The 21,711-nt window shown below is 51.0% G+C and carries 14 protein-coding genes, 1 tRNA gene and 1 pseudogene; 10 read left to right on the top strand and 6 right to left on the bottom strand.

What is annotated here, in order from left to right:
* Positions 1–2: 2 nt before the first annotated feature.
* Complete coding sequence (locus tag F1728_RS08025; RefSeq protein WP_155363680.1) at positions 3–2,816, bottom strand: PSD1 and planctomycete cytochrome C domain-containing protein; 2,814 nt, start codon at positions 2,814–2,816, stop codon at positions 3–5.
* Between the two features lie 268 nt (positions 2,817–3,084).
* On the opposite strand from F1728_RS08025, the gene F1728_RS08020 reads away from it, so the two are divergent.
* From F1728_RS08020 to F1728_RS08005, 4 genes are all read left to right on the top strand, one after another.
* A complete protein-coding gene (locus tag F1728_RS08020; RefSeq protein WP_194242737.1) occupies positions 3,085–3,936 on the top strand; it encodes a 3-keto-disaccharide hydrolase in 852 nt (283 codons plus the stop codon).
* 110 nt (positions 3,937–4,046) lie between these two features.
* Positions 4,047–7,562 (top strand): PVC-type heme-binding CxxCH protein, encoded by a 3,516-nt coding sequence (locus tag F1728_RS08015; RefSeq protein ID WP_155363679.1) that lies wholly within the window; start codon positions 4,047–4,049, stop codon positions 7,560–7,562.
* Between the two features lie 57 nt (positions 7,563–7,619).
* A complete protein-coding gene (locus F1728_RS08010; RefSeq protein WP_155363678.1) occupies positions 7,620–9,134 on the top strand; it encodes a CehA/McbA family metallohydrolase in 1,515 nt (504 codons plus the stop codon).
* Complete coding sequence (locus tag F1728_RS08005) at positions 9,101–9,688, top strand: hypothetical protein (RefSeq protein WP_155363677.1); 588 nt, start codon at positions 9,101–9,103, stop codon at positions 9,686–9,688. The genes F1728_RS08010 and F1728_RS08005 overlap by 34 nt, the downstream gene beginning before the upstream one ends.
* Here the strand turns inward: F1728_RS08005 and F1728_RS08000 are convergent.
* Positions 9,685–10,770 (bottom strand): sialidase family protein, encoded by a 1,086-nt coding sequence (locus F1728_RS08000; protein WP_228030548.1) that lies wholly within the window; start codon positions 10,768–10,770, stop codon positions 9,685–9,687. The genes F1728_RS08005 and F1728_RS08000 overlap by 4 nt on opposite strands.
* Positions 10,771–11,043: 273 nt before the next feature.
* Here F1728_RS08000 and F1728_RS07995 point away from each other — a divergent pair.
* A tRNA-Ile gene (locus tag F1728_RS07995) sits at positions 11,044–11,117 on the top strand.
* A 212-nt stretch (positions 11,118–11,329) separates the two neighbouring features.
* Here F1728_RS07995 and F1728_RS32535 read toward each other — a convergent pair.
* The 3 genes and pseudogenes from F1728_RS32535 to F1728_RS07980 all read right to left on the bottom strand — a co-directional run.
* A pseudogene (locus F1728_RS32535) lies at positions 11,330–12,136 on the bottom strand (tyrosine-type recombinase/integrase); the annotation flags it as partial.
* 1,131 nt (positions 12,137–13,267) lie between these two features.
* On the bottom strand, positions 13,268–13,462 hold the full coding sequence (locus tag F1728_RS07985; RefSeq protein WP_194242736.1) for a helix-turn-helix domain-containing protein: 195 nt from the start codon (positions 13,460–13,462) through the stop codon (positions 13,268–13,270).
* 514 nt (positions 13,463–13,976) lie between these two features.
* On the bottom strand, positions 13,977–18,818 hold the full coding sequence (locus F1728_RS07980; RefSeq protein ID WP_155363675.1) for a DEAD/DEAH box helicase: 4,842 nt from the start codon (positions 18,816–18,818) through the stop codon (positions 13,977–13,979).
* Positions 18,819–19,010: 192 nt separating this feature from the next.
* Here F1728_RS07980 and F1728_RS07975 point away from each other — a divergent pair, with 192 nt between their 5' ends.
* The 5 genes from F1728_RS07975 to F1728_RS07955 all read left to right on the top strand — a co-directional run bounded on the left by F1728_RS07975 (position 19,011) and on the right by F1728_RS07955 (position 20,834).
* Positions 19,011–19,301 carry a hypothetical protein gene (locus tag F1728_RS07975; RefSeq protein WP_155363674.1) on the top strand — a complete coding sequence of 97 codons (291 nt, stop codon included), beginning with the start codon at positions 19,011–19,013 and terminating at the stop codon, positions 19,299–19,301.
* Positions 19,298–19,498, top strand: coding sequence for a hypothetical protein (locus tag F1728_RS07970; RefSeq protein WP_155363673.1), 201 nt, complete (start codon positions 19,298–19,300; stop codon positions 19,496–19,498). The genes F1728_RS07975 and F1728_RS07970 overlap by 4 nt, the downstream gene beginning before the upstream one ends.
* 34 nt (positions 19,499–19,532) lie before the next feature.
* Positions 19,533–19,814, top strand: a complete 282-nt coding sequence (locus F1728_RS07965; RefSeq protein ID WP_155363672.1) for a hypothetical protein — start codon at positions 19,533–19,535, stop codon at positions 19,812–19,814.
* Position 19,815: 1 nt separating this feature from the next.
* Positions 19,816–20,019 carry a YqaE/Pmp3 family membrane protein gene (locus tag F1728_RS32115; RefSeq protein WP_155363671.1) on the top strand — a complete coding sequence of 68 codons (204 nt, stop codon included), beginning with the start codon at positions 19,816–19,818 and terminating at the stop codon, positions 20,017–20,019.
* Between the two features lie 527 nt (positions 20,020–20,546).
* Positions 20,547–20,834 carry a hypothetical protein gene (locus F1728_RS07955; protein WP_155363670.1) on the top strand — a complete coding sequence of 96 codons (288 nt, stop codon included), beginning with the start codon at positions 20,547–20,549 and terminating at the stop codon, positions 20,832–20,834.
* 30 nt (positions 20,835–20,864) lie between these two features.
* Here the strand turns inward: F1728_RS07955 and msrA are convergent, their stop codons facing one another.
* Positions 20,865–21,596, bottom strand: a complete 732-nt coding sequence (msrA, locus tag F1728_RS07950; RefSeq protein WP_155363669.1) for a peptide-methionine (S)-S-oxide reductase MsrA — start codon at positions 21,594–21,596, stop codon at positions 20,865–20,867.
* Positions 21,597–21,711: the final 115 nt, after the last annotated feature.

The following is a 21,711-nucleotide window of genomic DNA, read 5'->3' as shown; positions in this document are numbered from 1 at the left end:
TGTTACCGCAGATAAATGAATTCGTTGGAGTTCATCAGGACCAGACAGAGTTCGGCCAGCGCCCGGGTTTCGACATCGACGTCCCAGGGCTTGAGATCCTGAATGTAGTTTTCGGTCAGATCCAGTTTTTCGGTCCAGGTAAAAGACTCGCCTGTCAGCTCTTCGATCATCGACCGCTTGACTTCCCGCGGAAGCGGAATTGGTTTCGTGGGATGGGCGGCGTGGTAGTTCTGCATTTCTTTGACATGCGTCAACGCCAGTTGCAGTTCCTCTGGAGTCGGTGTGCGGAGCGTCACCTGCTGGAAGGCCTGCGAAACAGCCTCAGGCAGTGGCTGGTTTTTCTGACTGATTTCATGCGCCAGAGCGATAGCACGGTCATGGGTGAACTGTCCATTAAACAGAGCAAAGACCTGGGGAGTGACAGTGGTTTCGTCACGACGCTCGCAGGAGATTTCACTTCCGGGCCGATTGAAAACGTCGAGCATCGGATCGGATAGCGTTCGGTAGCGGAAGGCGTACAGCGTCCGGCGATTGCGCTGTTTCGGTTCAGGCATGGGCTGATACGCGGGAGCGACCGAACCCATGATGTGCCGGGGCTGAAGTGCGACTTCCCAGTTGATTTCCGGAAAGACGCCGGGGCCGCCCATTTCCGGATTCAGTTCACCCGTGATTGTCAGCAACGAGTCGCGAATCTGTTCGGCAGTCAGGCGACGTGTCGGAAAGTAGGAGAGCCATTGGTTGCTGGAATCAAGGCTCGAGACCAGCTCCGCATCGATAGGTCGACTGCTCTGCTGATAAGTGTTGGAAGTCATGATCAGGTGATGCAGCTGTTTGATTGACCAGCCGTGATCCATGAACCAGGTCGCCAGCCAGTCCAGCAGTTCGGGATGAGAGGGCTTAGCGCCCTTTTGGCCGAAGTTGTTGGGGGTAGCGACCAGACCGGTGCCGAAATGCATCTGCCAGATGCGGTTGACGATGACACGGGCGGTGAGTGTGTTGTTCGAACTGGCAATCCAGCGGGCCAGTGCGAGTCGTCGTCCATCGGCTGTATTGGGAATGGTATTCCAGGCGTTGGGTGTCTGACGGTCATTCGAACCCGCCATGGCACTCAGTACGCCGGGAGTGACTTTATTCGTAGGGGCAGTGATGGCACCTCCGGCGAGAATGAAGATCTCTTCGACATTGCCTTTTCGCTGTTTGGGTCCCGGGATCAGGTTAACCGCTTTGGTGGAGCGGAAGTTATTCGACGGACCGTTATAGACGCTGAAGCAGTACGGTTCGTAGCGTTTGAGTTCCCGCTCAAAGTAGTCGATGCGTTTGTTGTTGATTTTGAGCAAGCTTTTTTCGAGTTCGGACAGGCCAAACCAGCGAAGGGGCGGTCGTTTGTCGGCGGCAACCTGCTTCAGGTTTTTGTAGCCGTTCTCTTTCAGCCAGGCTGCGATCGCGGCGTCGGTCTTTTGCTTGAACTGTTCCTGCTGTGCTTTTGTCTCGGCGAGCAGTTTTTCCGTGCGAACCTTCATATGGTCGAAGCCGGAGATGTTTTCAAATGGCTGGTAGGCGACTTTGCGGTCGGCGAACTGCACGGGGGCAAAGACGGCCTGAATGCGATAGTAGTCGCGGGTGGGGACAGGGTCGAATTTGTGATCGTGACATTTGGCACAGCGGAAGCTGTGTGCCAGGAAGCTGACGCCAACACTTTGTGTAATGTCATCCAGAAACAGCTGGCGGGTGACTGCGGCGACGCTCATGCCGGTATGTTCCCAGGGGCCGCTCCGCAGGAAGCCGGTGGCGATCAGCATTTCAGGATCGGTGGGATCGAGTTCATCGCCGGCGAGCTGTTCGACGATAAAGCGATTGTATGGCTTGTCGGCATTGAAGCTGCGTACCAGATAATCGCGATAACGCCAGGCATTGGGACGTTCGTAGTCGTTGGCAAAACCGCTGGTATCGGCGTAGCGGACGATGTCGATCCACATCTGGGTCATCTGTTCGCCGTAGTGTGGGCTGTCCAGCAGACGTTGAATGGTCTGCGACCAGGCTTCGGAGGATTTCTGATTCGTGAAGGAATCGATTTTGTCACGTGAAGGAGGAAGTCCAGTCAGATCATAACTGGCCCGTCGGAGTAGCGTTTTGCGGTCAGCGGGGGGAGAGGAAGTTAACTTCTTTTCCTGGAGCTTACGCTGAATAAAGGCGTCGATTGGATGCCGCTGGGAAGCAGGTGTTTTCGTCAGGGCCTGCCAGGGGACGTCCGGTCGTTGGATTGGTTGATAGGCCCAGACATCTTCCGGTTCGTATGTGCGATTCGTCCAGGTGGGAGACTGACCGCCGGAAGTAGACATGACGATTTCCCGTGTAGAACTGGCGTCACTCGAACCTGGGGCAGGCAGGCTCTTGTCAGTCCAGACGGCACCGTCTGCGATCCATTGTTTGATGACATCGATTTCCGTATCACTCAGGCGGTTTCGTTCCTGTGGCGGCATCTGGATGCTGTCATCTTTCCAGGTGACAGCGTTCCAGAAGGGACTCTGTTTCGGTTTGCCGACGATCACCGCGGGCTCACCCGATTCGCCCCCTTTGATCAGTGCAGCGCGGGTAAGCATGTTGTAATCCCCCTTGATGTCGTCGGGGGTCGCACCATGACAGCCCAGACATTTTTGTTCGAGCAGGGGGCGGACTTTGCGGAGGAAAAATGTTTCCTGCGGCGTGAGCTGTGTTTCTTCTGCGTTTGCAGATTCGGGCGACAGGAAACTGCAGAGCAGACCAGAGCCCAGAAGGAACAAAAGCCTCAAGGCATCATGAAGTGTGAGCGCACGCATGAAACAGTTTCTTTCAGGTTCGGGTGATTTCCAGGAGCAGAAGGCACAGACATTGATGCCTACAGGTTACTTGCTCATCAGAGAGAAATCAATTTCTGTTGATCTATGACTTTGTCTGGCGCCCACAAAGTTACACTGTCTTTCTCTAAACAAAGTTACGAATTTGGGTGGGAAGGCGCACAGGCATGCGATAGGATAGCAGGAGAGAATCATCCCGGCAGTGCGTGAAGCCTGCTGTGTCCCGCCCAACAACAGGAAAAGGAAAAACATGAATATCCGGCTCAATAAGTCGTTATTAATTTTGAGTGCATGCACTGCTTTGAGTCTGTTCTCTCAGGGAAGTCTGCCTGCACAGAACAAAGTCAAGAAGCAGGCTAAAAAGCAGTTGGAAGTAAAACCGGGTTCGGTAACCGATGGTGCCATTGTCAAAATACCACCTGAAGACAAACTGCATCCGGGGTACACATCGCTGTTTAATGGAAAAGATCTGAGTGGCTGGAAAGTGCCGGAAGGGGATAACGGGCACTGGAAAGTTGAAAATGGTGTCATCGACTATGACGCACAGAGTGAATCCAAGGGAGATAAGAATCTCTGGACCGAGAAAGAATATGGCGATTTCATTTTAAGTATGGAATGGCGGATCAAAGAGACGACCGGCCTGTATAAGGTTCCGATCGTGCTGTCAGATGGATCGGAACTCAAAGACGCGGACGGCAAAGTCATCACCGTTGAACTGCCAAATGCCGATTCCGGCATTTACCTGCGAGGAACTCCCAAGGCCCAGGTGAATATCTGGTGCTGGCCGATCGGATCTGGAGAAGTTTACTCGTACCGCCGCAATCAGTCGGTCGCTCCGGAAGTCCGGGCCGGTGTAACTCCCAAAGTGAACGCCGATAATCCTGTAGGAGAATGGAACAAGTTCATCATCATCATGGTCAAGGATCGTCTGACCGTGATTCTGAATAACAAAATGGTCCTGGAAAATGCCCAGCTGCCCGACGTGCCCGAGAAAGGTCCGATTGCGCTACAGCATCATGGAGGAAAACTGAAAGATGGTACTTTCAGCCCGGCCAGCAGTCTGATGCAGTTCCGTAATATTTACATCAAGGAACTTGATTAGCTACAGATTGATTCTGCTTTATGTATCATTTAGGATTGAACCCGTCGGCTGTCTCGTTAAATGAGATGGCAGGCGGGTATTTTCATTGATCCAGCGCAGGTGATACAACAATGATGCAGACGCTCCGCACTTCCTGGCTGTGCCTGTTGGGGGCTTTCAGTCTCTGGCTGCCTTGTAACCTTATGGCCCAGGAACAGAAAGATCCCTTCCGCGAATTCATTCGCCCCACCGAACCGTTGACGCCTCAGGCGGAACAGAAGAGTTTCACCGTCCCACCCGGATTCGAAGTGCAACTGGTCGTCTCGGAACCGGAGATTCAGAAACCGCTGAATATGGCGTTTGATATTCGCGGCCGATTGTGGGTAACCGATTCATCGGAGTATCCGTATCCGGTCAAGGATGGGAAACCGGGTAAGGATACGATCAAAGTTCTGGAAGACACCGATGGTGACGGTCGCTACGACAAGGTGACCACGTTCGCATCAGGGCTGAATATTCCCATCGGTCTGTATCCCTACAAGATTGGCGTGATTGCATTCAGCATTCCGGATATTTCATTTTATGAAGACACTGATGGCGACAACAAAGCGGACCGGGTGAAGAAGCTGTTCGGGCCGATGGGCTTTGAGCGGGATACCCACGGCATGAACAATTCCTTCCGCCGGGGTTTTGACGGCTGGCTGTATGCGAATCACGGATTTAACAACCAGACCCGGGTCAGCGGCAGCGATGGACACACGATTGAAATGCAGTCCGGTAATACCTATCGGATGCGGCTGGACGGTTCCCGCATTGAACATTTCACGCACGGGCAGGTAAACCCCTTCGGCTCCACATTTGATGAGATGGGGAACCTGTTTACCGCGGACTGTCACTCCAAACCCATCTACCAGATTTTACGGGGCGGTTACTATCCGAGTTTCGGGAAGCCGCACGATGGACTCGGTTTTGTCAAACCGATGATGGAACACCTGCATGGCTCCACCGCAATCGCGGGGCTGGCCGTTGTATCCGGAGATCAGTTTCCTGCGGAATACCAGGGTGACTTTCTGAGCGGTAACGTGATGACCAGCCGGTTGAACCGAAATACTCCCGTGTATCACGGCTCGACCATCATCGCACAGGAAGAACCCGATTTCCTGTCGACGACCGACCCCTGGTTTCGACCAGTGGATGTTCAACTTGGTCCAGATGGTGCCATCTATGTCGCTGATTTCTATAACAAGATCATCGGGCATTACGAAGTACCCCTAGATCATCCGGGACGCGATCGTCACCGGGGACGGATCTGGCGGATCGTTACCACCGGCAAGGAGCACCTGCTCAAAGATTATACGAAGTTGAGTATTCCCGATCTGATCGCAGAGCTGGGGTCAACCAACCTGACGACACGGATGTTGATTACCGATTATCTGACCGATCAGTTCGACGACGAAGTGATCGCGCCGCTGCAACAGGCTGTCGTGGATGCCAGACAACCGACGATTGTTGTGCATGCGATGTGGGTTCTGTTCCGCCGCGGTGCTCTGGCTGATGATCTGCTGAAACAGGGGCTGCAGTGCAAGGACGATCTGGTACGAATTCATGCCACAAAGATGCTGGCCGAGAAGCAGTCGTGGAAAGAAGCGCAGCGCCTGCTGGCGGTACTTGCGTTGCAGGATGAAAATGCCTTCGTCCAGCGCGCGGCTGCGGCAGGGCTGGGCTTGCACCCGAATTTGAATAACCTGTCGCCACTGTTTGCACTCAAAGCCCGGGTGCCGACCGAAGACAATCACCTCGAATACGTGGTGCGCCGCGCGCTGATGTTGCAGATCCGCGAACCATCTCTACTGGAGAAGCTGGACTGGGAAGCACTGGATCCCTCGCAGAGGAAAACATTGGCAGAACTCTCGCTGGCGGTTCCGACCGAACAGGCGGCCTTGTATCTGATTCGTTATCTGCAGGATGAACCGGCGGCATCCGGTGATCTGCCGGCTTATTTTCGTCACATTGTCCGTTATCTGCCGGCCGAGAAACTGTCGGCACTGATTCGACTCGCCCAGACAAAACTGGCTGGTCAACCTGATCTGCAGGTGGAAATTATCAAAGCAGTACTGCAGGGCTATCAGCAGAAAGGGCTGGCGTTCGATCAGGCACTTCAGGAATGGGGAGCCGCGCTGGCAGCTGAGTTGCTGGATTTGGTCAAAGACCAGCCGCTGCAATGGGTGAATTTACCTGTGTCAGAGAAATACTCCGAAAATCCCTGGGTGACTCAACAGCGTGATTCTGCAGATGGTGTCAAAGCAGCTTCTTTTTTCAGTAGTCTGCCCGCAGGAGAACAAACTGCCGGCCGACTGGTTTCTACGGACTTCAAGATTCCTGACCAACTCGAGTTTTATATTGCCGGGCATTCCGGTTTTCCGAAGCAACCCCATAACGGTTTGAATTTTGTGCAACTCCGTCGATCTGCTGATGGGAGTGTGCTCAAGAAGGCCTTGGCGCCGCGTAATGATCTGGCTCAAAAAGTGAACTGGGATTTGAAAGATGTGTCAGGAGAACAGGGTTTTCTGGAAATCGTCGATGGGGACACAGGGAGAGCTTATGCCTGGCTGGCGGTGGGGCGATTTGAGCCTGTTGTGGTCACTGTGCCCCACGGAGGTCTGCAACAGCAGATTAAACGGCTGTCGGCAGCAGCTCTGCTGGTCAAGGCGTTTCAATTGCACGACGAGCGTGAGAACCTGGCAGCCTGGCTCTCACGTGAGCGTCTGGATCCCCAACTGAAGGATGAACTGGCTCAGGCCCTGATCAAACTGGATGGGACAGAAGCGTTTCAGCCCCTGTTTCCACTCCCGCTCGAATCGGTTCCGTCAACAGATTCGTTTCAGAACAACGTGATTCGAGCCGTGATTGAAAAAAATGAAGCTCAACTGGAACCTCTGTTACAGCATGCATTCAAGACTTATCCAGGTCGACTACAAACCCGACTGGCCGAAGCACTCTGTCAACAGGCCGGGGGGAGTGAGCTGTTACTTACCCTCGCGGAAAAAGGGATCGCTGCGCCGCGACTGCTGAGCAGCCCCAATATCCGGAATCAGATCGAACAGTCTGGCAGTCCTGAACTCAAACAACGTCTGGAAAAGCTGGTTAACGGCTTGCCTCCCCGGGGGAAAGAGACACAACAGCAGATCGCTAAACATTTCGAGTCGCACTACAGTTTCAAACTGTCACTCGAGAACGGTAAAGCGGTCTTTGAGAAGAACTGTGCAGTCTGCCATCAGCTGAACGGTAAAGGAGCCCTGGTGGGGCCGCAACTGGATGGGATCGGCAACAGGGGTCTGGAACGGCTGCTGGAAGATGTACTCGATCCGAATCGTGCGGTCGATCTTAATTTCCGCACGAGCACCGTGATCACGGATGCAGGACGTGTCTTTACAGGCCTCAAGCGACGGGAAGAGGGAGCGGTGATCGTGTTTGTCGATAACCAGGGGAAAGAATTTCAGATCGCGAAGGATGAGATCGAGGAACAGAAACAGTCGCCCCTGTCGCTGATGCCGGCCAATCTGTTGGAGATCCTCACCCCACAGCAACTGCATGACCTGCTGGCCTACCTGCTGCAGAGTACAAAGAAAGCAACCGCACATCGCTGATGTTCTTCCGGTTGCTCCACATACAATTTCATTCTCTTTTTCGAAGCGTTTTCAACGATGAACTGGAAAATTCTGACTCTGTGCTGTTGGCTGGCGAGCACCGGCCTGGTCTCGGCCAATGATGCGATAGTGATTTCTTCGAAGCTGGTGCATCTGCGGCACTCAGGCGAACGGGAATGGACGACCTTCCCGGAAGGGACACCCAGGCCGGAACTGTCGATCCCGTTCAAGGTGGCAGCTGATCAGGCAGCATCCACTCTGCAGTTGCGACAGCAGGACGTAAAGCAGGGCTGGAATGTCGAATTGAACGGCGTCGTGCTGGGCAAGCTGACGCGGGATGAGAACGATCAACAGCTCTTGCTGCCGGTCCCTGAGGGACTGGTAAAGGTGGGAGAAAACCGGTTACGGATATTTCAGTCGGGGAAACTGACACCTGATGATATTCGCGTGGGTGAGATTGTGCTGTTTCCTGAAGACCGATCCAGGGTGCTGGCAGGGGCGACAGTCTCTGTGAGTGTCGTTGAGGGGGACAGTAACAAACCGGTACCCTGTCGGCTGACGATTGTTGACCCAGCGGGAACGCTGGTGGCGACGTCGGCGGAGTCGAATGCGGAACAGGCGGTACGGACCGGTGTGATTTATACCAGTACGGGGAAGGCGAAGTTCCAGCTGCCGGCGGGCACGTATACGATCTATGCCGGCCGCGGATTTGAATATGGTGTGGCAAAGCAGAAAATCAAACTCAAGGCGGGGGAAACAAAGCAGGTCAACCTCAAGATCGACCGCGAAGTCGATACGAGCGGCTATGTCAGCTGTGATACGCACATCCATACGTTTACCCATTCCGGGCATGGCGACTGTTCGATGGAAGAGCGGATGATTACGCTGGCGGGTGAGCAGATCGAGTTTCCCATCGCCACTGATCATAACAAGCAGATCAACTACGATCCGCTGGCCCGCAAGCTGCACGTCAGGAAATATTTTACGCCGGTCATTGGCAATGAAGTGACGACGAAGCTGGGGCACTTCAATGTCTTCTCCGTACAGGAAGGGGGACCAATACCTGATTATAAGCTGATGAGCTGGGAGGCGATTTTCAAGAGCATCTATGGTACGCCGAACGTGAAGGCGGTGATCCTGAATCATGCCCGCGACATTCATTCCAATTACCGCCCCTTTGGGCCGCAGAACCATATTGGTCTGACGGGGGAAAGTCTGAAGAACTGGCAGTTGCGGGCGAATGCGATGGAGATCATCAACTCGGGAGCAACTCAGACCGATGTGCTGCAGCTGTATCGCGACTGGTTCGGCGAACTGAACCGGGGTGTGATGTTGACGCCCGTAGGGTGCAGCGATTCGCACGATGTGAGCCGGTATATCGTGGGGCAGTCGCGGACTTATATTCAGGCGGATGATCAGGATCCGGGGAAAATTGATGCCACCCGGACGATTCAGAATTTCGTTGATGGGAAAGTACTGTTGTCCTATGGGCTGTTCACGCGGATCAAGGTCAATGGCCGCTATGGTCCCGGGAACTGGTGCCTGCGTCGAAGGATATGGAAGTCTCGCTGACAGTCTCCGGTCCGGCGTGGGTGAGTGCGCAGCGAATCGACCTGTATGCGAACGGAGAGCTCATCCGCAGCGAAGAGATTACCTCAAAGCCGGGGGGAGGCGTACAGTGGCAGGAGACCTGGAAGCTGGAGCCGCGTTCCGAGGACTGTCACCTGGTGGCGATAGCGACGGGGCCGGGTGTGTCTGCCCCTTACTGGCCGATGGCGCAACCTTACCAGCCGGAATCTCCGGAATATAAGTCGCAGGTTGTAGGTTCGACCGGGGCGGTCTGGATTGACGCGGACGGCGACGGTCAGCGTACGCCGGCAGTCGTGTATGCCGAGCGACTGGTGAAACAGCAGGGAGAGAATTTGCCCGAGTTACTGAAGAGCCTGGCAAAATATGATCGGGCGGTGACTCTGCAGGCTGCGAGTTTGTTGCGGCAGCGTGGCATTTCTCCCTTTGATCCAGAGTTGACTGCAGCGCTCAGACAGGCAGCGGAACCGGTGCAGCTGGGCTTTGCCCTGTATGGTGCTGCCTGGCGGAAGAGTCAGATCGCGCTTCAAAGCAACTAGTGTTTGTCTGACTGCAGGGCCGACAGGGGCGTGCGCACGAAGAAGACGCCGGGGCCATCCGGCTGCTTTGGATCGAGGTCATAAAAAAGCGTCCCCAGCGTCTGGTCGTCGATCTGCACGGTGCGGGGCCAGCCCCGACCTTTGATGGGACGCTCCGGGTTATAAATGATGACTGAGTTCGCGGTGTCCCAGGATTTTCCCTCATCATGAGAGAGCGTCAGTTCGTAAGCCCATTCGTCATCGCGGCCAACGCCGTACAGAATGGAAGTAAGCACAACGTCATCCGATTTCAGAACATTCAGGTCGTAGCCCGCAACACCGAAATAGGGGAGGTTATGCATTGCCTGCCAGCTTTGACCCTGATCGGTCGAGCGGAGGCCGTAAACCATCTGGCCCGGCTTGCCGACCGGTACGGGGGCTTCGCTTTGTGGAGCACCACTGATGAGGGTACCTGTCGCGGTTCTGATCAGGGGGACCATGCCATGGTTTCGTCCGTCGCCGAAGGGAGTGACGGAATTGGTAGTCCGGTCGTAGATCACGGTTCGATCATAGAAGGGGCAGACCCAGTGGTTGATGTCGAGTTCGAGGATCGGATGACGCAGGCAGGTGTAGTTGGTATGGTCCTCCAGAGGAATTTCGGTGACGGGGGACCAGGTGACGCCATGATCGCGTGAGGTGCAGAACTGAGGCACCCGCCAGCGGCGTTTACCATCGATGCGATAGCAGGACCAGTGCAGGACGATTTCGCCACTGCGGAGAGTGGTCAGAGAACCGGGATAGATGGAGCAGTCTTTAATGACAGGGATCGGTCGACTCGTAGACCAGGTCACCCCTCCATCGGTCGAGCGGGAGAGGAGCAGTTCTTTTCCCCCGCCGCCATCTTCGTTATAGACGGCAAGCAGATCCCCGTTCGCAGCCCGGCAGAGGGCAGGGTGGACGTGTCCTCCTTTGACTGAGCCGACGCGGATGGGAGCAGACGGAGTCGCTTTTTCCGCCCGGGTGGTCGTGAGACCGAGGGACAACAGGAGCAGGCCAGGTAGCAGATAGAGACTCAAAACAGGGATCAAAGAGCGTTGAACCATTCGAATCGGGCCTCCCGGAAGTGGTAGAGGAAATCTCAAAAAAAAACGATTGAGCTACGATCCTGTTTACCCGCTCCGGTGTCAGAGATCAACAGAGAGGCTCATTTGACCGAAAGTGAGACAGGATCGTGTGTTTCGCAGCCTGTTGCTTTGACACTCATTGGAGTCTCCAGTAAGCTATCAGCCACCCGGTTCACAGGTATGCATTGGCCGATTTCAGGTTTGATGTCCCTGCTGAACTGCACGATCCAACCTAAGTCAGAAACCAAATACGGGGCCGTAGCTCAATCGGTTAGAGCAGCAAACTCATAATTTGTTGGTTACAGGTTCGAGTCCTGTCGGCCCTATTTCCCTCTTCCGTGTCCTTTCGCATGTCTTCGCAAGTCTCTGATTCGCTTTGAGATACATCATTTTCCTCATCATCGCCTTGCGGGCCTGATTTACTGTAAACGGTAGTGTACTGCAGCGCATTTCGCAGCGCCTTCTCAAAGTCGGATTCCCTTACCTGCAAATAACTTTGCATCGCTACTGCAGGTGAATTCCCCAGCCATGCAACCACTGTTTGGATAGGAAACTGCTCAATCAGCTCTGTTTCCCGGCTGGATCGTAGATTCTGGAAGGGCTTAGGCCACGGCTTGAGCCCGGCCCGTTTAATGATCTTGTGAAACGTCGTCCGCAGGTTTTCGCTCCTGATCCGGTGCTTGGCAATCACATATTCTGAGGGCTTCTCTTGTGAAGCGAAGAAACATTGATCAAGGTACGGTCTGAGTTCCGGGAAGATCGGCACAACGCGCCCCTCTTTCCCCTCGTATCGTTCCGTCTTGGGGCTTCTGACATAAAATCGTTCCCGTTCCCAGTTGATGTCCTCCCAGCGAAGAGAAAACGTCTCTGAGGGCGTTCTGAGGCCACCATAGCGGGCCAGTGCTATGATCAGTTTCCATTCTGCATCAGGGCAGGATTTGAGAACCGTTTCAGTATCCGCAGGAGAGAGGAAAAAATGTCGTTCCCTGGTCGGAACCAAGGCAGACGGGAGACACTTGAACGGATTTTTAATCAGCAGCTCTTTATCGATTCCATAGTTGAACATCGTTTTGGCGATGCCTGAGAGCTTCCGTATCGAGTTTTCTGCCAGACCTCGACCAACCAAGTAAGCCCGCCATTCCTTAGCCTCTCCTGCGTTCAGGGCCTTCAATGGCTTGTCTTTCCCGAAATGGTCAGTCAGGTGTTTTTTGACGACTTTGTATTTTGCCACGGTCCGCGGTTTCACGTCTCCCGTCCGCAGCTTAATAAAACCGTCTATCAATTCTCCCAAAGTGGCAGATTCCCGCGCTTTGATCAGACCGGCTTTTGTCAGCTTATTGATCATCACTTTATCGAGACTGGTCAACCAATGAGCGGTAACGTCATCCAGGGCATGTCCAGTGATCTTGGACGATACCAGACACTCAACGCGTACCCGGATTGCTTCTGCTGTTTTCATGGAAACCTTGCCGACTCGCATGGTTCGCCTCTGTGAATCAGCATCATAAAATTGAATGATTTTGCATCCGTTGGGATGCTTCGAAATACTTGCCATAAACGATACTCGCTCCTTTCAGGGCTCATTGTGTTCTGTTCTCTGTTGCATCTCAGCAAAAACAGGACGCTGAGACGGTTTGAGATACAGCCAGTTTGATTATTTACGTATTTAATATCTCGGAAATTGCTGGTTGATGGGATTACCTGATTGTTTATTCAATGCGGACCAGCTGAGGCTGTGAACGTTGAAACGGTCCGGACTGATCAGAGAATCTGCCGGAAGTCGCTGTATTATTCAGGATCCGGAGACAGGCAAGATTGAAAATACAGGATAACGAACATCCAGGGGAAATGGAAAACATGCTGAAATGGAGACCGGATTTCCTGATTCCCTCGCGCGCGACGTAAATAGATCTTTCCCGAGAGAGAAAAGAGAGTCGCACAATGTCCCCCCAAGCCCCCCGGAATGTTAATCGAAATCCAGACATGATCAATCAATTCTTTCCTATTTAACAGGTTTGGTGCACAAAGTGGCCTTCCCCTGTAACAACTATATGTTTGGGTTTGACTCGCTCCAGTGTCGTTACGCTTCACTGGTAATTCACTGACTGTTTAAATGACTGTTTCAGATTGCGTGAGCAGGTTTTACTGATCGGTTTTGATTTTTGTTACATGCGGACCGGGACGTAGGCCACGTTGCAGGATCATCTACCTGCCCGTTCCCCGGACTAACTCGTTTAACGAGACCAAATCTTTGCCTACTCACCTTCACGCCCTGAGTCGTTTCTACAATCACCAACTGAGGTTTAAAAGTTGTGTCATTGACCGTATGACTATCGTTTCCAACATTCAGTACGATCTGGAGTTGCTTTAAAATCGCGGCGTGCAAAGTTCTCCAAAAACATAACGCCGTCACTAAAAAGTGAAGTTCAGTCAGATACTTTCCTCGTTTAAATATTGCAAACGTTAACTGATCGGTTCAGTTCTGGCTCATCTGTTCCTGGATAAAGCGATCCAGTTCAGATCGGGCATACCGGACTGCTGTTCCAATCTTGACGCATCGGAGCTTTCCGTCTTTGCGTAACTGCCAGACGGAACGCTCACAGCAACCAAGCAGGCGAGCTGCTTCTTTTTCAGTGATCAATACAGGTGATTCCTGAGTTGTCGTTTTCATTTCGATATCCTTTGCCAAATATTGCTTTTCTGAACTAAAGTGTCCGAGCCTGTGCCCGCACATGCCACGTTACAGGGGCCTGATTTTTGGGAGATAAATGGCGACGTCAAGACTTTTTCTTTGGGATCACACTGAAACGTTCAATCAGTATGATTTCCAGGTACTGCTGCGACTGTGAGCAGATCAATTCGAAACGACTCATTCACCTCCAATGTCAAACTCCAGAAAACCTGCTCTTTCAAGTGAAATCAGGCTGATTGTGGTGTCTGACTACGCGTTTGATAACAATCACCCAAATGCGGTAAATGCGAATTTGGCTCAGAAAGGCGATTTTTTCAAAAACGGGTTGAGATTGTTCTACTGGTGGTTTTGTACATATTGGTACAGGGCTCTGGCATCGATCAGAGGGGAGTGGATGCCTGGTTCAGAGTGCGCAGCAGGACTCTGAATTCAAGAAATGAAAGAATCGGGAGAGCTTCCCTGTGAGGGAGTGGATCAGGAAACGGGCTGGCTTCTATTCCGCTGCCATCGCTTCAAAGTCCAGTTTTGGCAGATCGTTGACGATATCGACCGTTTGCAGGCTGACGTTGATCACGCTCAGCAGCAGATCCAGGATATACCGCGGTTTCCCGACTTCCTCTGCCCAGTCGTTGGGATCGTTTTTGATTCCGCTGTTCTTATCGGTTTTCACCTGATAGCGTTCCATGATCCACTCAATGGCGCTCTTGCCGTTCACAACGTATTCATACGCCTTTTCAGGAATGCCTGTAATGCTGATCTGGCTGTTGTAAATGATGGTGTCTTTCTGGCCTTTCTTGGGGAAACGCATTTTCTCCACTCGAAAATTTTCAGTTTCACAACCAGAGATATCAACTCCCGGATAAGGCTCTATTGATTCATAGTTGATATGCAAGTCAGCCAGTTCCCGTCCCGCTTTGCTGAACTTCCAGAATGATTTGGGCTCATCCACCAATGGAATACGGGGTAACATCTTTTTCAGATCACTGGAGAACTGAGTACGGTAATCGGGACTGTGGAGCAGACCATAGACATAATAGAAAATGTCTTCTTTGGTTACTTTTTTACCGTAAATCTCTCGGGCTCTTGTATGAATAAAATCGGTGATTCCATCCCTTTGGAAATGGCTAGATTCACTTTCCGAGTCGAACAGAGTCTTGGCAATTTTTTCTTTTTGATCGAAGTAGTACAACGGGAAACATTGAGATTTTCCGATCAACTCAAGATCAGGAAGAGTATCAGTTATGATGACGGAAAAATCTTTTGTTACTCCAACTCCAGAGGCACAAATCAGTAAATTATCAGTTGCTTTTGAAGGGAAGACTTTAGGCAATTGATATGGGCGGTGATTCAATTCGTTCTGTCTGTAAACAAGCTGTTTACAAAATGGTCTGTACAATGCAAATCTAATGTTATCGGTGCTGTACTCTAGTTTTTGTCCAGCTTCAAATCTTGACACAAGACTACTTGACCATTTAATTATTTTATCGTTTCTTTCGATTACCTTTTCTGCCGATTTCGCACCTGATGTTTCCAACAGGTGATTATATTTTGAGACAAGGTTATAGATGTTTTCTTCAAGAGTAATTCTTGAGAAATTGTAAACCCAAGCATCTCGATTGGTTTGTAAGCCATTTGTGTTTGTTGTGAAAAATGAAGTAGAAGCACGTTGAAATTTTTTCTCTGGCGCTAATTCAAAATAAGTTAAGAATAGATTACTCCGCTGCCGGATCCAGTCAGCTTGATCATTGGGGATGATCTTTTTCCATTTTATATCAGGACTGTTGATCGAATTAAATTTCGAGATCAAATTTAACTTCTCATCACGTGTCAGATAATCACCAATATCGTGATAATGAATTACAGCTTTTTCCTCTTTGTATTTTGGGTTCTTTACCAAAAGTGTGATTGAGATTGTTGTACGCGTCCCCTGACCAAAGACGTTATCTTTTTCTTTCCGTCTTAACTCTCCTTGAGTCCGTGCATTGCCTCTGAGATTTAACACGTAAATCGAAGAGAACTCTTTTTCCAGGCACTTACGAAATCCATCTTGCGCGTTTCCATCAATCCATGATCCATTAGAGACAAAGCAGATTATCCCGCCATTGTCTTTATCTAAACGATCAGAAGACCAGCGAAAGGCTTTTATAAATGAGTCATAAAGAGAGTTTTTATTGGTAGCATTGGTTTCTTTGGCATATGTGTTGGAAATTCGGCTGTCCAGTTTTTCATAATGCTGATTCTGAGCATTATCATTGCCAGATCTTTGACCAACAGAATAAGGTGGGTTCCCCATAATCACCCGAATTGGAGCTTTCTTCTGAGCTACAACGCGTTTTGAGTTGTGAGGGAATATCTCGGAAATCAGCTGGCTGCTTGCGTCTGTTTCACCAAGCTGGAATGTATCTGTTAAACAAATCCCCTCGAATGTTTTATAAGATTCCCCCTCAGACAACAGGTCATGATAGGCGTTCTCAATATTGACTGCTGCGATGTAATAAGCCAGCAGAACAATTTCGTTTGCGTGCAATTCCTTTTCGTATTTCCGTTCCAGATCTTTCTGAGTAATCAGACCACTCTGCAGCAGTCGCGTGATAAACGTGCCGGTTCCTGTAAACGGGTCGAGAATATGAATGTTTTCATCGGAAACAGACCGGCCAAACTCTTTCTTGAGAACGTCATTCACCGAATGAATGATGAAGTCCACAACCTCGACCGGGGTATAAACGATGCCCAGTTTTTCAACCATCTTGGGAAAGGCGGTTTTGAAGAACTTATCATACAGTTCAATGATAATCCGCTGTTTCCCTTCGGCATTGTCAATGCCTTCCGCGCGGGATCGGACCGACTGATAAAACTTGTCTAAAACTTTGGTGTCTTTGGCGATTGCCTGCCCTTCCAGCAAATCCAGCATCTTTTGCATCGATACCGAAATCGGGTTGTTCTGAACAAAGGAGTAACCCTCAAACAGAGCCTCAAAGACTGGCTTCGTAATAATGTGCTGAGCCAGCATTTCAATGGCTTCCTGCTGGTTGATTGATGGATTGATATTTTCCTGCAGTCCGGAAAGGAAATCCTCAAACACCTGTTTGTGCTTCCCCTCTTCCTGGCTGAGTTTCGTAATCCGCTCAATCTGACGCTCAACGATTACGGCAACATCCTTTGCCCACTGTTCCCAGTATTTACGATCACCAACCTTATTTACCATCCGGGCATAGACAACGCTCTGCAGTTCTTCAAACTGGAACGCCAGCTGTTTTTTGAGATCTGCGTTGCTCTCTGTGGGGACTGCTTCCCCGTCTGAATCGGTGTCGGGACGTCCCACAATGATCTGATCCGGACGTTTTTTGTTGAGCTCGATCTTATTGATTGTGGCGTTGAAACGGTCATCATGAGCCCGTAACGCGTTCAGAACGGACCAGACGACCTGATACCGCTTGTTATCGTCCAGGGCCTTAGAGGCTTCCACATCGGCAGGAACGACTACCGGAATGATGATGTATCCGTATTTTTTACCGGGAGAGGTACGCATCACGCGCCCCACTGATTGCACAACGTCTACCTGAGAGTTACGAGCAGAGAGAAACATCACCGCATCCAGGGAGGGGACGTCCACTCCCTCACTGAGACATCTCACATTGGTTAAAACCCGGCATTCGTTGGAATCGGCTTCACTGGATTTGAGCCAGCTCATAAGCTCGTCACGTTCCGGCGCGGACATACTGCCGTCAATGTGCTGAGAGGCAACCTCAACCATCTGTTTCCGTTTTTCACTGGAAAGGGAATCCAGATAGATATCTGTGGTATCGTTAAATGTTTTGGTGATCTTTTTTGAAATCTTGATGTTCTGACAGAACGCAACGGCCCGTTTCATCGGTTCGGGATCGCTGCTTTTCAGAATCCCCTCATCACCCAAAATCTGCTTGGAGAGCGCGTTAATACAGCCGATCAGTTTTGATGCGTCATCGGCGTTAATCTCGCTCTCTGGATTGGCTACCATTTTTTGAACGGCTGCAGGCATATCACTTTCATTGAGTGTCAGAATCAAAACTTTGTAATCACTCAACAAGTTGTTTTCGACTGCTTCACCAAAGCCGATCCGGTAGATCTCCTCTCCATAGATTTCAGGATCATCCATCGAACAGAGAATAACATCATCTTTTGCCGCCTTGGCTTTTGAATCATCGCTGTAAAGGCGGGGAGTGGCTGTCATATAAAGCCGTTTTCTGGCCTGTATGAAATCATTCTGATGTACTTTGATAAATGCCGATGAATCATCCTCTGAGAGTGCAACGCCTGTTGTTCTGTGGGCTTCATCGCAGATGATCAGGTCAAAGATTCCCACTGATTTGTCAGTCTTGTGCAGCTGTTGCTGAGCTTTGGAAATGACATCAATTGATTGATACGTTGAGAATACAACGGTCATTCCCGCGGGCGCTGTTTCCTGGATTGCCTGGAATTGCTGAACAATGTGTTTCACGTTCGTTGATGCCGGTACAGCCAGATCTACTACACTGACATTGCTCGAATCGTCCCCCTTAGACCGTTTCTTGGTAATCTTTGGGTCTGAGCAGATACAGATAGCGTTGATCGGTTCCTGAGCCTGTGCAGACCACTCACGCAACGTCTGACCGAGCAGGGCAATAGAGGGGACCAGAAACAGGATTAATCCTTTCCCGTCTGTCTCGTTTTCGGCAACCTTGAGAGAGGTAAAGGTTTTCCCGGTTCCACAAGCCATGATCAGCTTGCCCCGGTCCGCCGTCTGGAATGCGTTATGAGTCTCTTCAACGGCGGTTTTCTGGTGGCGTTTGAGGGGATATTTCTTGGTTCGGGCAGAATCGCCTGTAATGCCTTTTTCCAGCTTTCCCCAGTCAACGGGGGCCTGTTCCAGATCATACAGACTGATTCGGGAGACCGGGGGAGACTGATTCTTGATAGTCTCTTCTGCGTTGCTTCCCCATTTGTTGGTGGTCGAGATCCAGAGCCGATGGGCAAACTTGGTTGTTTTAATCTCTTCACTGCTGAATTGACGTCCGGAAGTCGAGAGGAAGGAATCGACCTCTTTTTTATCGATGGTGGCGCTTTCCTCGTAACATTTGCACTGGATCGCCCAGAAATCCCCCTCATGAGTCAACGCTACCAGATCGATACCCGTATCTTTGCCGCCGAAATCCTTACGCGCGGGAAACTCATTCCAGAGCCAGACGTTTTTGAACTTGGGGGCATAGATGGGATCAGATAACAGATAGGCCTGCATCAGCCTTTCAAAACGGTCTCCTTTGTCTCGCTCTGAAAATGCAATCTTCCGGTATTTATCAATCACCTGATGAAATTTCATATTTCACTTTCCGGGGGCTGGCTGGTCTGTTCTGTTGCCGTCTTGGATCAGAACTTTGGTAGACTGGCTGAATTGAATAAAAAAGCAGTAGACAAATGAGAATCGTCATTCTAGCGTATGATAACTGCTCTGCAATATCCACGTGAGAGCAAATTGAGGGAGGATAGGATCCAGGCTGGAGAGGGGGGAGAAATGGCGAATCTCACGATAGAGCAAATCCTTAACGTCCTGTTTTGGGCATTCGTGGCACTTGTCACGCTCGTGGTTCTGATTGTCTGGGGGAGCAGGGAAGCGAAACGGAAAAAGGAGCTCAGACGACAGGAAGCCGAAAGAATTGCCGATCTGCCTCCTGAATTACAACAGCTTCACATTTCTGCGAATCAGCAGGCGCAACAATTCGAGTTCAGTTTTGTCCTATTTATTATCATCTGCATTTTTACTGCTGCATTGATTTATTTTTTGAACTGGGGGGCTGCATCATGATTCGCCCTGTCGCATCCACTCACAAAGAGGCATCAGAGAGAGCTGAACTCGTCAGACAGGCTGAGGAAGCCCTGAAAGCAGCTGAGAGACAGACTCTCAAGGATAACCTCGCTTATGGCTTATTCGTCCTGATAGCGACGTCTGGAGCCATTCTCATAGGGAAACTGATTGCGGTAATCGTTCAAAGCCTGGTCTGATGCAGAACAGGCAAGCCGTTTGAGATATGAGAGGATGATTCAAGGGAAAGAAAAAACGTGGCAAACCTGCTTTAACGGTCTGATTTCTCAGCCTGCAGAGCTTACCACGTTGATTCTTGAAAATTCCCAACTGCAGCGCATTTCGCAGCGCGTCAGAATTGTTTTTGCTTTAACTATTGAATATCAATGTCGTTGGGCAGAACGCTTTGAGTCCTGTCGGCCCTATTTTTTCTCGCTTTCTGGTGAGAAGGTTGTGTCTCTAAAATTTCGTGAATCAGGAGCCTGTCCATTGGGCACTCGTGAGACTGGAGAGTGAGATGTATTTTCTGGCAGTTGTGATTCCACCCCTCGCCGTCCTGCTGGCGGGGAAGCCTTTCCAGTTCATCTTGAACATCATTCTGACGCTGCTGTTCTGGCTGCCGGGAATGATTCATGCCATCATGGTGGTCAATGAATATAAAGCAGACCAGCGAAACCGACTGCTGGTCGAGGCGATGTCGGCAGATAAGAAGAAAGAGTGAGGCTGGCAACGACTCACCTCCGGTTCTCAAACCTGTGCAATAATCTTGACGATCTGGTGTGAGTCGACAGTGTTTTCAACGGCTTGCTTTCAGCGAACAGCAGATAATTCCCTCCATATCGATGGCTGTTGCAGCATTCTCCCTGCAGTGTTTTACCGCATATTTCAGTCGATCATGCAACGCACATCCTAACTGTTCTAACATGATCAAAATGTCTTAAAAGTTGCGGACGGCTTTTTCATTCTCAAGACCGATATAACCTGACCGTCACCTCCGTTCCCCTGCGGGATTCCAGTTTCTCAGCTCTGATTTTTTTGAGTGACACTGTACGTGGGCTAAGTTCATTGCGTGTATGGAAGCTGCCCGCTGCTCGGAACGGGGGACAGTTTCTGCTGACTCAAATTGAGGTATTTCCCGCACGAAACTGCGATCAGGGACGAAGGCTCAACCGCCAGAGCAGAGTGAAGCGGAGAGAAGATGCAAGGGCCGATAATTCATGTCAGATGTGATCGAGCTGAATGAGATTGATGCATTACTGGAATATCACCAGGACTGGACGCGTCTGTTGTCAGTCACGCCGGGTGGTTCATTTTATCGTTCGCCGGAATGGCTGCGGGACTACTGGACCCACTTCGCCGATTGCGAATGTACTCAAACTGAGTCATCAGGTGGCCGGCTGGTTTCGTGACCGGTTCTCCAGTGGAGAAGCTCCGGATCCCGAATTTCAGGACAATCCGTCCCTGCCCACTCCGGGTAAGCAGGAAGCCCTGGCAGGGATTCCCTCTGAAAGTGTGAAGAGTGGATCAAAGGCCTGAGACGTCAAGTCGTCTCATTGTCAGAGTAGATTATTCTGGCTTCTCTTTGGTGTTCTCTTCGGATTTCAGTTTCTCGCTGAACTTGCTGCGAAACTTTTCCAGTTTGGGGCGGATCACGAACTGGCAGTACTGCTGGTTGGGATTCAGTTTGAAATAGTCCTGATGGTAGTCTTCGGCGGGATAGAATTTCTGGAACTCGGTGATTTCAGTGACGATGGGACTTTTGAACTGTCCTGATTCATCGAGTTGTTTCTTGTAAGCGGTCGCTTCTTCTTTCTGCTTCTCATTGTGATAGAAGACAGCGGAGCGATACTGCGTTCCCACGTCTGCTCCCTGGCGGTTGAGCGTGGTCGGGTCGTGTGTTTCCCAGAAGACTTTGAGGATGTCTGTGAAGGGGATCACTTCAGGATCAAAGGTGACCTGAATGACCTCTGCGTGACCGGTGGTGCCGGTACAGACGGCTTTGTAAGTCGGGTTGGGGACCGCGCCTCCCGAGTAGCCGGAGACGGCAGACTTGACCCCTTTGAGTTCGCGGAAAACCGCCTCGGTACACCAGAAGCAGCCTGAGCCGAGGGTGACGACTTCCAGACCGTCTGCAGCTTCGTGGGCGACCATTTTTACTTCCGATTCGGGCTGTTCTTCGGAGATCGCTACGGGGCGGTCTTCTTTGGAGATGGAATTTTCACAGGCGGTGAGCAGTGTGAAGAGGGTAGCAATCGATAAGACAACCAGTGCCAGCTGAGGCAGTTGTGAAAACGTCATTGGAGTAAAATCCCTTTACGAAAGTGCTTGAATGAAAGCAGTCTGTCATATTCTAAGCGACTGAATTCATTTTAGGCAATCCGACCGGGCAGGGACAGGGTGAAACTTTCTTCAG

This window comes from Gimesia benthica, from assembly GCF_009720525.1.
GTDB lineage: Bacteria > Planctomycetota > Planctomycetia > Planctomycetales > Planctomycetaceae > Gimesia > Gimesia benthica.
Note: the sequence above shows the minus strand (reverse complement) of the source record. Positions and strands in the feature narration are given on the sequence as shown.